The sequence below is a fragment of the Yersinia entomophaga genome, assembly GCF_001656035.1.
Taxonomy (GTDB): domain Bacteria; phylum Pseudomonadota; class Gammaproteobacteria; order Enterobacterales; family Enterobacteriaceae; genus Yersinia; species Yersinia entomophaga.
Genome location: NZ_CP010029.1, coordinates 134919 through 149061, shown reverse-complemented (window position 1 = coordinate 149061; position 14143 = coordinate 134919). Strand labels below are relative to the sequence as shown.

Sequence of the window (14143 nt, the reverse complement as noted above, 5' to 3'; positions counted from 1 at the left end):
TAGTGCTATTGCTGTGAATGAACACTGCCCGCATAACAAGAAGGAGTCTGGATGCACCACTCAACACCCCTGATTACAACGATTGTAGGAGGCCTGGTTCTCGCCTTCCTCCTCGGTACACTGGCACACCGCCTGCGCATCTCCCCATTAGTGGGATATCTCGCCGCAGGGGTGTTAGCCGGGCCATTCACGCCGGGTTTCGTCGCCGATACGTCATTAGCGCCAGAACTGGCTGAAATCGGTGTTATCCTGTTAATGTTCGGTGTTGGGCTGCATTTCTCTCTTAAAGACCTCCTCGCTGTAAAATCCATTGCCATTCCCGGTGCCATAGCGCAAATCGCAGTTGCCACATTGTTGGGTATCGGCCTTTCGAGCATGCTGGGCTGGGATCTGGTCACAGGCTTGGTGTTCGGTCTTTGCTTGTCTACCGCCAGTACCGTGGTATTGCTGCGAGCACTGGAAGAACGGCAGTTGATCGACAGCCAGCGTGGGCAAATAGCCATTGGCTGGCTGATAGTTGAAGATCTGGCGATGGTACTAACATTGGTGTTATTACCAGCATTCGCTGGCGTTATGGGTAGCGAAAATACCAGTTTGAGCCAATTATTCACCGAACTGGCCATAACTATTGGTAAAGTCATCGCCTTCATCACCTTGATGATAGTGGTTGGCCGCCGCCTCGTCCCATGGATATTGGCAAAAACCGCCAGTACCGGCTCCAGAGAGCTATTTACCTTGGCCGTGCTGGTCTTAGCGCTGGGTATCGCTTACGGTGCTGTAGGGCTGTTTGACGTCTCATTCGCCCTAGGCGCCTTCTTTGCCGGTATGGTGTTAAACGAATCCGAACTTAGCCACCGCGCGGCTCAGGATACTTTACCGCTGCGTGATGCCTTTGCCGTCCTGTTTTTTGTTTCGGTCGGCATGCTATTCGACCCGATGATTCTGGTTCGTGAGCCTTTAGCGGTTATCGCCTCACTGGCTATCATTATCTTCGGTAAATCTGCCGCAGCCTTCTTGTTAGTTCGTATGTTTGGCCACTCTAAACGCACTGCACTGACTATTTCAGTCAGTTTGGCGCAAATCGGTGAGTTTGCCTTTATTTTAGCAGGTTTAGGGATCTCCCTTGGTTTGATGTCGGAGCATGGCCGCAATCTGGTTTTAGCCAGTGCCATTCTTTCTATCATGCTGAATCCATTGCTATTTAGCCTGTTGGATCGCTATCTAATTAAAACCGAAACCATGGAAGATCAAATTCTGGAAGAAGCAGTAGAAGAAGAAAAACAAATTCCAGTGGATCTATGTAACCACGCTTTATTAGTCGGTTATGGCCGCGTAGGTAGCCTGCTCGGTTCAAAACTCAATGCAGCGGGTGTTCCATTAGTGGTCATCGAAAACTCCCGAACCCGAGTCGAAGCCTTGCGTGAGCAAGGAATTAACGCGGTGCTGGGCAACGCAGCCAATGCAGAAATCATGTCATTGGCTCGACTAGACTGCGCACGCTGGCTGTTACTAACCATTCCAAATGGCTATGAGGCGGGTGAAATTGTCGCTGCAGCGCGCCTCAAACGCCCAGACCTTGAGATTATTGCCAGAGCGCATTATGACGATGAGGTGGTTTATATTTCCGACCGCGGTGCCGATCAGGTCGTTATGGGTGAACGCGAGATTGCCGGCAGCATGCTAAATATGCTGAAAATCGATACGTTGACTGAAGAAGTCAAAAGCGCAGCTTGCCCGATCTGACTAGACCGAAATTAAAATACAAAAGGCCAGCAATGCTGGCCTTTTGTTGTCTAGCGATTGGATTAACGTTCCCAGTAAGACTCTTCCAGACTATCCTCTCGCTCAGGTAAACCGCGCGTCAGACGAGGAGAGTGCTGATTCAACACCTGATAGCTCACTCGATTAGCATATTTACAAACCTGCGCCAAAGACGAATAGCTCAGGTAACTACGCACATGTTTACTTGAATTAGGAACATTATTACGATGATAACCGTTGGCCGCTATATCATGTAACACTGCGGACAATGCCCCATCCCCTGCCCCATTAGTATTCATAATTTTCTCAGGCCCACCCATATAAGGAGCGATGTGTGAGTAAATCTTGAATGGCATATCACAATGCTCTTTTCTCATTGCGCGGCTAAATTCATACATATTGAATTCAGCAATAGTACCCGGCAGTAAAGGATGTTGAGTCTGGCGTTTGCCTGCTTCTTCCGTATAGCCAGCCATATAAAGGCCATTTGGCCCGGCGGTACATAGCACCAAATCTACCCAATCCAGCGCCATATCCGCGGCCATCAATGGATCGCTGATCCCCGTAAGCTCCAGTGCTTCATCTTCATTCATCGCTAAAATAGAGACGTTTTCTTTAAGGAAATCTCGCCACCATTGAGGATTATCTGCAATGACGTATTTTGTACCCAACGTCAGCACCACTGGCACATGATATTTTTTAGCGTACGCGATAGCCTGCATAGTTGCATCTGGCATTGGCTCACCGGGTTTACAACGTACTAAATAAGCAGTGAGAACTAAAGCGGAGGCCCCTGCAATCACTTCTTCAGGAATGCTATCTGGGCGTAGCTGATTCATTTGACCAGGACTGATAGCGAAAGTCCGCTCTCCGTTCTCAGTAATCAAGGTAAAACAGCGGCCAATAGCGCCATCCACGGCCTGCAAATAATTTAAATCGGTACGACTTGAGGTATTACACAGATAACGATAGGCATAGCTACCAATCTTTATATTGCTGCACATAGTTCCAAGTAAAACAGAACGGTCATCAGCCAGAACCGAGTAATTATGCAATGTATTACCGATGGTGCCACCTGCAAACTCATGGGTAATCAAACCGTTGCTGGTTAACTCCTGATAAAGAGCCTCAGCCACATCATCTTCAATAACTAAAGAATGTCCCTGGCTCAAACCGTAGCGCTGAATAAATCCCTCATCAACTTTGGCCTCAATATCGACTAGGGTTTGGTCGATACCGACGATATAAGAGGTGCTGACCTCATTTTCAGCCTGAACCTGCGTTTGTTGTAATAACGGATCGCGGGCATTAACCGGAAAATAATGTTTGGATTTACGTTTACCAGGAAATTTCATTGTTTTGATTGGCAGTGTGAAGATGAAAAGGAACAGGATTTTAGCATAAGCTCAAGCTGGAAACATAATTAGGGGAAAGGTATGAGGTCGATTTAACGCGGTCAAACAACAAGGATGAATGCTAACCTCAGAATTTTTATCAAAAAAAAACCGGACAAGCAGCGCTAATCCGGCAATGTAAAATATCAATTAGTATTGGTTCGTTATTCTTTATCGGTATTCGCCAGTTTTAGCATCTCTTCTTCACGCTCGCGTTCACGCATGAAATGATCAACTAACACAAAACCGACAGACCCCACCAAACCTGCAAGTGCGAACAGGATCATAATCAGCCCACGTTTAGGCGCATCTCTTTTGGTTGGCTCGGTTGGCTGTTGCAGATATTTAAATGGCACCACTTCCACTTTAGGAATTTCCAGCGCATTTAACTTATCAAGATACAGTCTACGGTTAAGAATTTCAGCATTGATAGAAGCCAGGTCAGTCACCGATTTCTCAATTTCCAATTTACGATTCAGCGCATCGGATCCCATAGTAATAGGGAAATCCGGATCATCACTAATAGCGGAACCACTGCTGTAAACTGGCTTTTTTATACCCGCCGCATCAGCAATTGAAGTCGCGTACTTCAAACGTTCAATTTTAACTTCCTGATTATTCTTGGCACGCAATAGGTCCAAAGTATATTTATCAGTACCAATACCTTTAGCTAAATCAACAGCACGCTGTATTTTTCTAGATACATCAGCATTAACTATACTGTTAACGTAGTTAATATACCCCTGCAATAAATCACGCGCATCTGTAGCCGTCATGGCGCTGTATGATAATTTGTAGTATCGATATTCCTTATCATTATCGCCTTTATCTCTCAGCGGGCTGACTGATGTGATATTCTCATTCACTATCCGTTCAATTAATGCTCTTTTCTCCAGACCATCTTCAGGTTTATCTCGCATTAATCTCTTAAAATACTCAGTATTCACTAAATATTGCTCACGGAGATCTTGAGAATCAAAGTTTTGTTTAAAAGTAGACAATAAATAATCTGAACTGATATCAAGCTTAATATCAAGCACAGATAAATTAGTTGTTATCTTATCTAACACTTGAATTTGTTCATCGCCAGGCGAGACGATGACAGCTGTGCTCGTCCAGCGTTGAGGGAGAATAAAGGTAATAACCAAACCGATAATGATAAAAATCAAAGTTGTGGATATTATTTTTATTTTAGATTTAAAAATAATAGCCATTAACTCAAATAAATCTATCTCATCTTTCGATGAATTAACATTAGGAAAACCATAATCAGAAGGTATTTTAGAATTACTGTTATTTACTTTAAAATTATCCGTCATTAACCGTCACCGAATTGATAATCGTTACTAAAATTAGCACCCAGAGAATTATATTAAACATATAGATCCACAGGGAGCTGATATTTTTAACTACAAGTAATCTCTACGATCTTAATAATAGTAAAATCTCTTCTGTCTTTTCCAGCATCAGCGACTTATTAGCACGAGATTCTACATTCAATCTAACAACTGGCTCAGTATTAGAACTACGTAAGTTAAAACGCCAATCTTTGAACTCAAGGCTAATCCCATCGGTTTCATCAACGACCAGCGCTTCATTTTCATAAGTCGCACGCACTTTAGAAATTGCTGAGGCTGGATCAGACAATATTGAATTTATCTCACCGGATGCAGGATAGGCACTCATACACTCTTCGACTAATTGTTCCAAACTTTTATTTTTAACGCACAACAACTCTGCAATTAACAGCCAAGGAATCATTCCAGAATCACAGTAAGAGAAATCACGAAAATAATGATGAGCGCTCATTTCCCCACCATAAACGGCATCTTCTTCACGCATTCTTTCTTTGATGAAAGCGTGTCCAGTTTTTGACATGACCGGCTTTCCGCCAGCAGCAGTTACAATATCAATAGTATTCCAACTCAAGCGCGGGTCGTGAATAATACTTGAGCCCGGTTTTTTTTGTAGGAACGCTTCAGCTAGCAATCCTACAATATAATACCCCTCGATAAACTCTCCTTTATTATTAAAGAAGAAGCATCGATCAAAATCGCCGTCAAAGGCAATTCCCATATCAGCACCATGGGCTAATACAGCATCAGTGGTGTCTTGTCTACATTCTGGCAGTAGCGGGTTGGGGATTCCATTAGGGAATGTACCATCTGGTGAATGATGGACTTTAATCAGAGTTACAGGCATATCAAGCTTATCAAAACGCTTTTCCAAAGCATCAATAACATGTCCTGCAGCCCCATTTCCACTATTTATAACTAACTTCAGGGGTTTAAATAAGGATGGCGTTATATAACCGATTAAATGATCAATATATGCATCAATAACTGATATTTTCTTGTAGCTCCCTCTCTTAGACTCAACAACAGGCGGAAAGTCATTTGATTCGGCCAAACGTTGTATATCCCGTAGACCTGTATCACCACTAATGGGTCTGGCCCCCTGACGGACAAGTTTCATTCCATTATAATTAATAGGATTATGACTAGCTGTAACTTCTATTCCTCCATCAACTCCAAGATGGAAGGTCGCAAAATATATCTCTTCCGTACCAGATAATCCAATATCCAATACATCTGTACCTGCATCTTGCAGACCACGACTCAATGCAAGTTTAAGGCTCTCACTTGTTAGCCTTACATCACCACCCACAACAACTGTTTTAGGTTTTGCAAATTCACCATAGGCTCGACCAATACGATATGCTATCTCATCATTCAACTCTTCGCCTAACTGACCACGAATATCGTAAGCTTTGAAACAAGTTAGTTTAGACATATATATCACTTTATGAACTGAGGGATTTTAGATAAGTTTTTGCAGATTAATGACACAGGCCAAAATAAAGCTTGCTTCTTCATAATCTTAATATCTTCTTTTGATTTAAGAATCATATTTTTAACTGAACGATTACTTATTCCACCGACCCTCATTTTGGTTAGCACACGAGGTAAATACGCTAACTTAACCTGATGAGATATAATATATCGAGTTAGTGAGTCATAATCTGCTGATATTTTGAAACTTAAATCAAAACCGCCCCAACGCTCATATAATTCACGTTTCATATAAAATGTTGGGTGAGGAGGCATCCATCCATACTGCATTTTTCGTGGGCGAAAATCACCACTTTTCCAGCACCTGATGACATGGTCAATATTATCCCTTGCCACATATTGCAAGTCACCATATACCGCATCGCATCCATTATTTTCAAACGTTGCAACAACATCGGCAATGACATTTGAATCAGCTAGCAAATCATCCGAGTGTAAAAAACCAATAATATCCCCAGTAGCAGCTAAGATACCTTTATTTAAAGCATCATAAATACCTTTGTCTGGTTCACTGATAATTGTAGAAACTCTGGTTGAGTTTCTATCTATCACTTTAAGAGTATTATCTTTTGATGCTCCATCAATAATAATATACTCAATATCTAAATGTGTCTGTTTCTCTAACGACAAAAGAGTATCTATAATGGTCTTTTCACTATTATACGTAGCAGTAATAATACTTACTTTCATCATTAATACCCTACACCTAAGTTATCTACACGTTCTACATCACTTTCCGAAAGATAGTTTCCGGTATGTACTTCGATAATTTCTAACGGTATTTTTCCCGGATTTTCTATTGAATGCGCAATTCCTACAGGAATATAGGTAGACTCATTTTCATTCACTAAATAGGTTTTATCGCCATAGTGAACTTTTGCTATACCTGATACGACGACCCAATGTTCAGCTCTGTGGTAATGAATCTGAGTTGCAATGCGCTGGCCCGGTTTAACTGACACACGTTGAACCTGGTAGCGAACACCTTCTGCAATAGCATCGTGGGAGCCCCAAGGGCGGTATACCTCACGGTGTTGCAGATATTCGCACCGCTCCTCTAATTTGAGTTTGTTAACGATACTTTTAACATCCTGCACTTTATCTTTATGCGCAACTAATACCGCATCTTTAGTTTCTACAATGATGAGATCGTTTACTCCAACCGTCGCCACAAGCCTATTTTGAGAATAGACATAACTATCATGCATATCTTCGATTAATACATCACCGCGAACAACATTTCCCTGGCTATCTTTATCATTTATTTCCCATAACGCAGACCAGCAACCAACATCACTCCACTGAGCGTCCATAGGCACAACAACCGCGTCACTGGTTTTTTCCATAACTGCATAATCAATTGAATCATCCGGACAGTTATAAAAAGCCTCTTCATTCAGTCGAATGAAGTCTAAATCAGCACGCTGACCGGCGATTGCTAACTGGCAAGCTTCAAGAATATCAGGTCGATGTAACCCTAGCTCTTGTAAATAGCGTGATGCTTTAAACACGAACATACCGCTATTCCAATAATAATTTCCTGAAGCCAAATATTCTTGCGCGGTAGCTAAGTCAGGTTTTTCAACAAAAGCAGCAACCTGATAAGCGCCATCTTCAACCGGAGTTCCCTGCCTGATATAGCCATATCCAGTCTCTGGACTATTAGGAACAATACCAAAAGTGACCAACTTACCAGCTTCAGCAAGAGGTTCAGCTCGTTTTACGGCCTGAATAAATGCAGGTTTATCCTGAATAACATGATCAGCCGCTAATACCAGTAATAACGGATCATTGCCGTTTAAAGTCGCATGCAAGGCTGCCAACGCAATTGCTGGGGCTGTATTACGACCAACAGGTTCCAATACAATGCCGCTATGTGAGAGTTTTTTCTGGCGCAGCTGTTCAGCAATAATAAAACGGTGATCTTCATTACAAATCACAAGCGGAGCTAGATGAGGAAGCTCGTCTAATCGAAGTAGCGTTTCCTGTAGCATTGTGAGTTCTGAAGTCAAAGCCAGAAATTGCTTTGGATAATGAGTCCGAGATAGCGGCCACAGGCGACTCCCAGAGCCGCCTGCCATAATTACGGGTAATAGCATGAGCGATTACTTCCTGTCTTGAAAATAGAGCTTGGTATGAAGATGAACATCGTCAGCGGAAAGTAAATCATCGACCGCTCTCCAACAATACTGGGAATGTTGATCTTTTGGCAATTGTACTAAAGGTGTCTCAATGACCAGTTTGTAGCCAAGCACTACATAATGAGTTGAAAATTCTTCTTCAGAAAAATTATCCGGATAGAAATGTTCAAATGGGCCAATAAAGGCCGCATTTTGAATAGAGGTAGCTAATCCTAACTCTTCTTTTGCTAGCCGGGTAAAAGCATCAGCAAGAGTTTCATCTTTTCTTACTCGTCCCCCCGGTACAAACCAATAATTCTTTGCCGGGCGATTTAATCGTTTACCAAGTAATATTCTATTCTGAGAATCCTGGACGACGAGATCGATAGATATCAATGGCGTATTAGCCACAATAGTCTTGAACAAAGATGTATCTAAGGGACGAGCCATATTATTTCCTGAAATTATGCTGGTTATCTAAGAACCACTGATAAGTCATCATGAGTCCTTCTTCCAAGGAAATATGATAACTCCATCCTAATTTGGCTAACCTACTAACATCCATCAACTTGCGCGGAGTTCCATCAGGCTTCGTTGTGTCAAAGACTAGTTTGCCCGTGAATCCAACCACTTTTGCCATAGTTTCAGCTAATTCTCTTATCGTACAATCTACACCTGTACCGACATTAATATGAGAAAGCATGGGCTGAGTATTAGCAGCGTATATCTGGTTAGATAATTCCATAACATGTACGCTGGCAGCTGCCATATCATCTACATGTAGAAATTCGCGCATTGGTTTCCCTGTTCCCCACACAACCATTTCCTCATCATTATGTAATTTCGCCTCATGGAAACGGCGTAATAATGCAGGAATTACATGGGAATTTTCAGGATGGAAATTATCATTTTCACCATAGAGATTGGTTGGCATTACACTACGGTAATCACGACCATATTGACGATTATATGATTCGCACAACTTTATCCCTGCTATTTTAGCGATAGCATAAGGCTCATTCGTTGGCTCCAAAATACCAGTTAACAGTGCGGCCTCAGTCATTGGCTGTTCTGCTAGTTTAGGATAGATACACGAAGAACCTAGGAATAGCAGTTTTTGTACATTGGCTAAGTGCGCAGCATGAATAATATTGCATTCGATCATTAAGTTTTCGTAGATGAACTCTGCCGGATAATTATTATTAGCCTGAATTCCTCCAACTTTCGCTGCGGCCAAATAGACTTCATCTATCTTTTCATCAGTAAAAAATGCCTGCACTGCGGCTTGAGACATCAGGTCTAGTTCAGCGCGAGTTTTGAGAACCAATTCAATATCGCTGCGATTCTTAAGTTGGCGCACAATCGCAGAGCCAACCATGCCGCGATGGCCTGCAACAAATACCCGTTTCTTATCCATTATCATCAATTCTCCAACGAAATGGATACATCAAAACCGTTAGCTTTCAGCAAAGCATGCTGTTTAGCTTGTTGCAAGTCGCTTGCAACCATTTCAGCACACATTTCTTCAACTGTAATTTCAGGAACCCAACCCAGAACTTTCTTAGCTTTTGCTGGGTCACCCAGTAGTGTTTCAACTTCTGCAGGGCGGAAATAACGGGGATCAACACGAACAATAACGTCGCCAACTTTCACTGCAGAGGCATGATTACCGCTCACTGCCACTACAGTAGCTATTTCATCAACACCTTCACCACTGAACTCCAGTTCAATTCCAGCTTCTTTTGCCGACATGCGAACAAACTCGCGAACAGTAATCTGTTTACCCGTCGCAATAACAAAATCTTCTGGCTTCTCTTGTTGAAGCATCATCCATTGCATACGAACATAATCTTTCGCATGCCCCCAGTCACGTAACGAATCCATATTGCCTAAATAGAGACAATTTTCCAAACCCAAAGCAATGTTTGCTACAGCACGAGTAATTTTGCGAGTAACAAATGTCTCGCCCCGACGTGGAGATTCATGGTTAAACAATATGCCGTTACACGCATACATACCATAAGACTCACGGTAGTTAACCGTAATCCAATAAGCATACATTTTGGCCACAGCATAAGGAGAACGCGGATAAAACGGAGTAGTTTCACGCTGAGGGGTTTCTTGCACTAATCCATAAAGTTCTGAGGTTGACGCTTGATAGAAACGAGTCTTTTTTTCCAACCCATTAATGCGAATCGCTTCTAATAAGCGCAACGTCCCCATAGCGTCGACATCGGCCGTATATTCTGGTGACTCAAATGAAACAGCCACATGTGACTGCGCACCTAAGTTATAGATTTCATCAGGCTGAATTTCTTGAACTAAGCGAATCAAATTGGAAGTATCAGTTAAATCGCCATAATGCAAAAAGAAGCGAGGGTTTTCTTCATGGCGGTCTTGATAAATATGATCAACACGGCTGGTATTAAAGGAAGAGGCGCGGCGTTTAATACCATGAACCTCATAACCTTTTTCTAATAAGAATTCAGCCAAATAAGAACCATCTTGTCCAGTAATACCTGTAATAAGCGCAATTTTAGTCATAATATTGTAATCCGTATTATTTATTCAATTCTTTATAAACATTGAGTGTTTCTTGATAACACTTATCCCATGAGAATTTAGCTGCTTGCTGAAAGCCAAATTCAATAAACTTAGATCTTTCATTATCTATCGCGACTAAGCCTTCGACTAATTCATCCACACTAGGGCGGCTCACTAATATCGCTGCATCTCCAGCAACCTCTGGTATAGAAGACACTCCTACAGCGACTACAGGGCATCCGGCACGCATAGCTTCTAGGATGGGAATACCGAATCCCTCATAACTCGACGGATATAGTAGTGCATAAGCAGAATTGTAAGCCTCATTCAAAGCTTCATCACTCAGCCGCCCCAACCAATGATAGCGATGGGGTAGATGCTGATTTAATAGTGATAGTTCTTTATCAGTAAACTCACCGCCACCAACCACAGATAATTCAAGATGAGGGAGTCGCGATATAACTTTTACGGCAATATCGAAATTTTTATATCCGCCACGGGCACCAACAAAGATAACTTTATTCGTATTAGTTTTGGTTGGCGTTAAAGAATGATATTTATCCGACACACCATTGTGAATAATTCTAATTTTATCACTAGGGACAGAGCAATAATACTGTAAATCTTTCGCAGTATTTTCCGAAACACAAATAATCAAATCGCTATGCTTCACTGCTCTATTTTTTTGCCATGTGTGTATCCATTTCGCAGGACCGCTGACAAACTTTTCATATGTAAAATCATGAACAGTTGTAACTACAGGCATATGCTCTTTGGGCAGACGATAGTAGGATGAATGAAATATTGGAGATATATCTTTATTTATATCTGGTAATAAGCAATCTCTATAGCGTTCAAAAAGACGGCCTTTAAGATCAATACTTTTAACGCCTACATCACCAATTTTATTATCGTAAGAGTACCAATCAAAATTCCCACTGGGCAGACGAGTAACTAATTCTTTAAAATAAACAGTAATACCGCCATTACTTTGCAGTGAATTAATAATCCCATCATAAACTATTTTCATAAAGATCCTGCAATCAATGAAAAACTTAATATAACCAGGTATTGATATAACTTTATGGCTGAGTCAGTAAATTACACATTTCTCACCTTATCTTCACCCCCTAAATCGCCTAAACTCTTCTTTCTAATTTTAATAACACCAATAGAAAAGAGAAGAGGGAAAAATATAACGCCAGTTATATAGGGCCGAACAAAAGAAGCCTCAGTAGAAGCAGTGTAAAATAGATAAAATATCATAATAAATATAAAAATATTTATATTATTATGGTTATTTGAAATCGCCCGATAAAAAGCGACAAGGCTTACAAGTAAAAATAATGATAATAAAATTGAGAATACTGCACCATATGGATCAGCTTTAAATAGCACATAGTAATACATTAATACACCAGTATCGACGTTAGATTGCTCACCATAATCGGGAAAAAAAGCTAACATCGTGGAATTACTTAAAGTCCTGAAACCAGTATCCTCAATAACCCCTGGAAACAGTCTACGTGCAAAGCCTTTAAGCTCAGTAAACTCCCCCTGGTCCTTTGCCGTGGATACGACACTTTCAACTCGTGAATACATTCCCGCAGACACAGAAAAATTAGTCAATCTACTACTCAACAAACTGATAGAATCAAAATAACTTAATTCATCAGCATTAACATAATTCCCTCTAATTTCATTTTTTAAAACAAAAACATGCTTATTTAACGCACCTCCAAAAATCAATAGAAGTAAAGGCATTAATATAGAAAATAGAAATGGTATTTTTAAAAACTTAGAATTCCTGTGCCTTAAGATAAAAAAATACATCTCAAAAATTGCAAGAACCAGTATAAATCCGGTCCATCCTTTCATTATTTCCAGAGATGAATATAAAAAAACATTCAAAAAAAATAACACCCCACTTTTTTCTCTAGAAATAAGATAGTAAAAATAAAAAATACCACTAGGTGCTATAATTACGAATAAAGGTGCTAATGGATGAGTCTCTTTGCTGAAGACCTTACCAACACCAGTTGTCAAGAAAAACACTAAATTCATTGTTATTATTATAAACATAAATAGTGAGAATCTATTTATGTTTATATTAAATCGGTATCCCCCTAAACTCAATTTATAATGTGTCACTATTTTATATAATAATGGCACTGCTAATATTATTATCTGATTAAATAGGGCAATATAGAATAGAGTAGTGTTATCAAGTCCAACATCTATACCGACCAGATCACCATTAAATTGACCGGTGACGATACTGCTGATAAAAGCGATCCACAAAGACATGCTATAAAGTGAAACATAGACAGTAATAGTTTTATTTACAGCGAACATTTTTTTTCTCACAATAAAAAGTGGCGCTTTGTAAAAATATATAAACGATAAAACATCATTTATATAGGAATCTACGAATTTTTTTATACAGAAACTCAAGTTTTAACTTTGAAGAAAATAAATATAAAGGCCTAGCAAAATAAACAAAATCAACCAAAAATGCATTAGCGCCAGCGTATTTAAAATGATGTTTCATTCTGTCTCTTTGTCCCTTTTCACCATATACAGAGGTTAATATGTTAGTATGCAGGACTGAATGCTCTCTCAGTAAAATAGCCAAAAACTCGGACTTTACATTAGGGTAGTTTTGGTAGAATTTCTCAGCCAATTTTATATATCCATTAAAGTCTATTTCTATTCTTCTCACTACACCGTCTTTGGCAAAGAAATCATTTCCAAGTCGAGTATCAACTAATGGTTTATTTATATACTGGATTTTTGCACCATGCTTCACGATATCTAATAGATAAAAAACATGGCTATATGCGCTACCAATAAATGACTCATCAAAGGATACATTCTCCCAAGAGCTTCTTTTTACTATAATAGAGCTTAAAAAACTAAATACAGCTCCAATTGAATTGCTACATGAAAAATATCGTATTAGTTCTTGATGATTCTCGGTGGAATACATTACATCGCCGGTAGTCATCCAAGGCCTATAAGCAACTTTCCGCATTGCCAGATCACACTCATTACGATCACACAAGTATATTTCACAATTTGTTTTTAAATATTCATCCATCTTTTCTAATGAATTATCAGATAAGACATCATCGCTGCCAAACAACCAACAATATTCACCAGAAGCTAAAGCGACAGAAGCTAAATAGTTTTTATCAGGACCTATATTTTCACTGTTTTTTTTATAAATTATTGGGATATGTGTTTTCTCTCTCCAAGAGCTTATCATTTCATTAGTATTATCTGTTGATGCATTATCTGAAATACAGATTTCTATATCATCTCTATCTTCCGCCTGAGAAATAATACTACCGATCAGCTCAGATAATAACTCGCAGCGGTTATACGTTGGAATACAAAATGAAATCTTAATGCTGTTCATCTAAAATCCTTTAAACACTCTTTGAGAACACAGGAAAACTTTTCAAATGGA

12 protein-coding genes are annotated in these 14143 nt (G+C 40.1%); 1 reads left to right on the top strand and 11 read right to left on the bottom strand.

Annotated elements, in window-relative coordinates; translation table 11 throughout:
* The first annotated feature begins 51 nt into the window (after window positions 1-51).
* Window positions 52-1743, top strand: coding sequence for a YbaL family putative K(+) efflux transporter (gene ybaL, locus PL78_RS00780; protein WP_064512334.1), 1692 nt, complete (start codon window positions 52-54; stop codon window positions 1741-1743).
* Between the two features lie 62 nt (window positions 1744-1805).
* Here the strand turns inward: ybaL and PL78_RS00775 are convergent, their stop codons facing one another.
* The 11 genes from PL78_RS00775 to PL78_RS00725 all read right to left on the bottom strand — a co-directional run bounded on the left by PL78_RS00775 (window position 1806) and on the right by PL78_RS00725 (window position 14092).
* Window positions 1806-3116 carry an inosine/guanosine kinase gene (locus PL78_RS00775; protein ID WP_064512332.1) on the bottom strand — a complete coding sequence of 437 codons (1311 nt, stop codon included), beginning with the start codon at window positions 3114-3116 and terminating at the stop codon, window positions 1806-1808.
* Window positions 3117-3319: 203 nt separating this feature from the next.
* Window positions 3320-4474, bottom strand: a complete 1155-nt coding sequence (gene wzz(fepE), locus PL78_RS00770) for an LPS O-antigen length regulator Wzz(fepE) (protein ID WP_064512329.1) — start codon at window positions 4472-4474, stop codon at window positions 3320-3322.
* Window positions 4475-4577: 103 nt separating this feature from the next.
* Window positions 4578-5948, bottom strand: a complete 1371-nt coding sequence (gene cpsG / locus PL78_RS00765; RefSeq protein ID WP_064512327.1) for a phosphomannomutase CpsG — start codon at window positions 5946-5948, stop codon at window positions 4578-4580.
* Between the two features lie 5 nt (window positions 5949-5953).
* Window positions 5954-6697, bottom strand: coding sequence for a glycosyltransferase family 2 protein (locus PL78_RS00760; protein ID WP_064518184.1), 744 nt, complete (start codon window positions 6695-6697; stop codon window positions 5954-5956).
* A 2-nt stretch (window positions 6698-6699) separates the two neighbouring features.
* The gene (locus PL78_RS00755; RefSeq protein ID WP_064512325.1) at window positions 6700-8106 is read right to left on the bottom strand and encodes a mannose-1-phosphate guanylyltransferase/mannose-6-phosphate isomerase; all 1407 of its coding nucleotides are present in this window, start codon (window positions 8104-8106) and stop codon (window positions 6700-6702) included.
* A 6-nt stretch (window positions 8107-8112) separates the two neighbouring features.
* Window positions 8113-8577 (bottom strand): GDP-mannose mannosyl hydrolase, encoded by a 465-nt coding sequence (locus PL78_RS00750; protein WP_064512323.1) that lies wholly within the window; start codon window positions 8575-8577, stop codon window positions 8113-8115.
* Between the two features lies 1 nt (window position 8578).
* Window positions 8579-9544: a GDP-L-fucose synthase gene (gene fcl / locus PL78_RS00745; protein ID WP_064518182.1), complete on the bottom strand. Its 966-nt coding sequence runs from the start codon at window positions 9542-9544 to the stop codon at window positions 8579-8581.
* Between the two features lie 5 nt (window positions 9545-9549).
* Complete coding sequence (gmd, locus tag PL78_RS00740) at window positions 9550-10671, bottom strand: GDP-mannose 4,6-dehydratase (RefSeq protein WP_049598628.1); 1122 nt, start codon at window positions 10669-10671, stop codon at window positions 9550-9552.
* 16 nt (window positions 10672-10687) lie between these two features.
* Entirely contained in the window at window positions 10688-11701 is a 1014-nt protein-coding gene (locus tag PL78_RS00735; protein WP_064512321.1) for a glycosyltransferase family 4 protein, read from the bottom strand.
* A gap of 71 nt (window positions 11702-11772) precedes the next feature.
* A complete protein-coding gene (gene wzy / locus PL78_RS20085) occupies window positions 11773-13026 on the bottom strand; it encodes an oligosaccharide repeat unit polymerase (RefSeq protein WP_145916318.1) in 1254 nt (417 codons plus the stop codon).
* A 55-nt stretch (window positions 13027-13081) separates the two neighbouring features.
* Window positions 13082-14092 (bottom strand): glycosyltransferase family 2 protein, encoded by a 1011-nt coding sequence (locus PL78_RS00725; protein ID WP_084414260.1) that lies wholly within the window; start codon window positions 14090-14092, stop codon window positions 13082-13084.
* Window positions 14093-14143 lie beyond the last annotated feature (51 nt).

Coding starts and splice junctions, on each gene's coding strand:
- ybaL (WP_064512334.1), top strand. CDS start 52: ATGCACCACTCAACACCCCTGATTACAACGATTGTAGGAGGCCTGGTT.
- PL78_RS00760 (WP_064518184.1), bottom strand. CDS start 6,697: ATGAAAGTAAGTATTATTACTGCTACGTATAATAGTGAAAAGACCATT.
- PL78_RS00750 (WP_064512323.1), bottom strand. CDS start 8,577: ATGGCTCGTCCCTTAGATACATCTTTGTTCAAGACTATTGTGGCTAAT.
- cpsG (WP_064512327.1), bottom strand. CDS start 5,948: ATGTCTAAACTAACTTGTTTCAAAGCTTACGATATTCGTGGTCAGTTA.
- gmd (WP_049598628.1), bottom strand. CDS start 10,671: ATGACTAAAATTGCGCTTATTACAGGTATTACTGGACAAGATGGTTCT.
- PL78_RS00735 (WP_064512321.1), bottom strand. CDS start 11,701: ATGAAAATAGTTTATGATGGGATTATTAATTCACTGCAAAGTAATGGC.
- PL78_RS00775 (WP_064512332.1), bottom strand. CDS start 3,116: ATGAAATTTCCTGGTAAACGTAAATCCAAACATTATTTTCCGGTTAAT.
- wzy (WP_145916318.1), bottom strand. CDS start 13,026: ATGTTCGCTGTAAATAAAACTATTACTGTCTATGTTTCACTTTATAGC.
- PL78_RS00725 (WP_084414260.1), bottom strand. CDS start 14,092: ATGAACAGCATTAAGATTTCATTTTGTATTCCAACGTATAACCGCTGC.
- fcl (WP_064518182.1), bottom strand. CDS start 9,544: ATGGATAAGAAACGGGTATTTGTTGCAGGCCATCGCGGCATGGTTGGC.
- PL78_RS00755 (WP_064512325.1), bottom strand. CDS start 8,106: ATGCTATTACCCGTAATTATGGCAGGCGGCTCTGGGAGTCGCCTGTGG.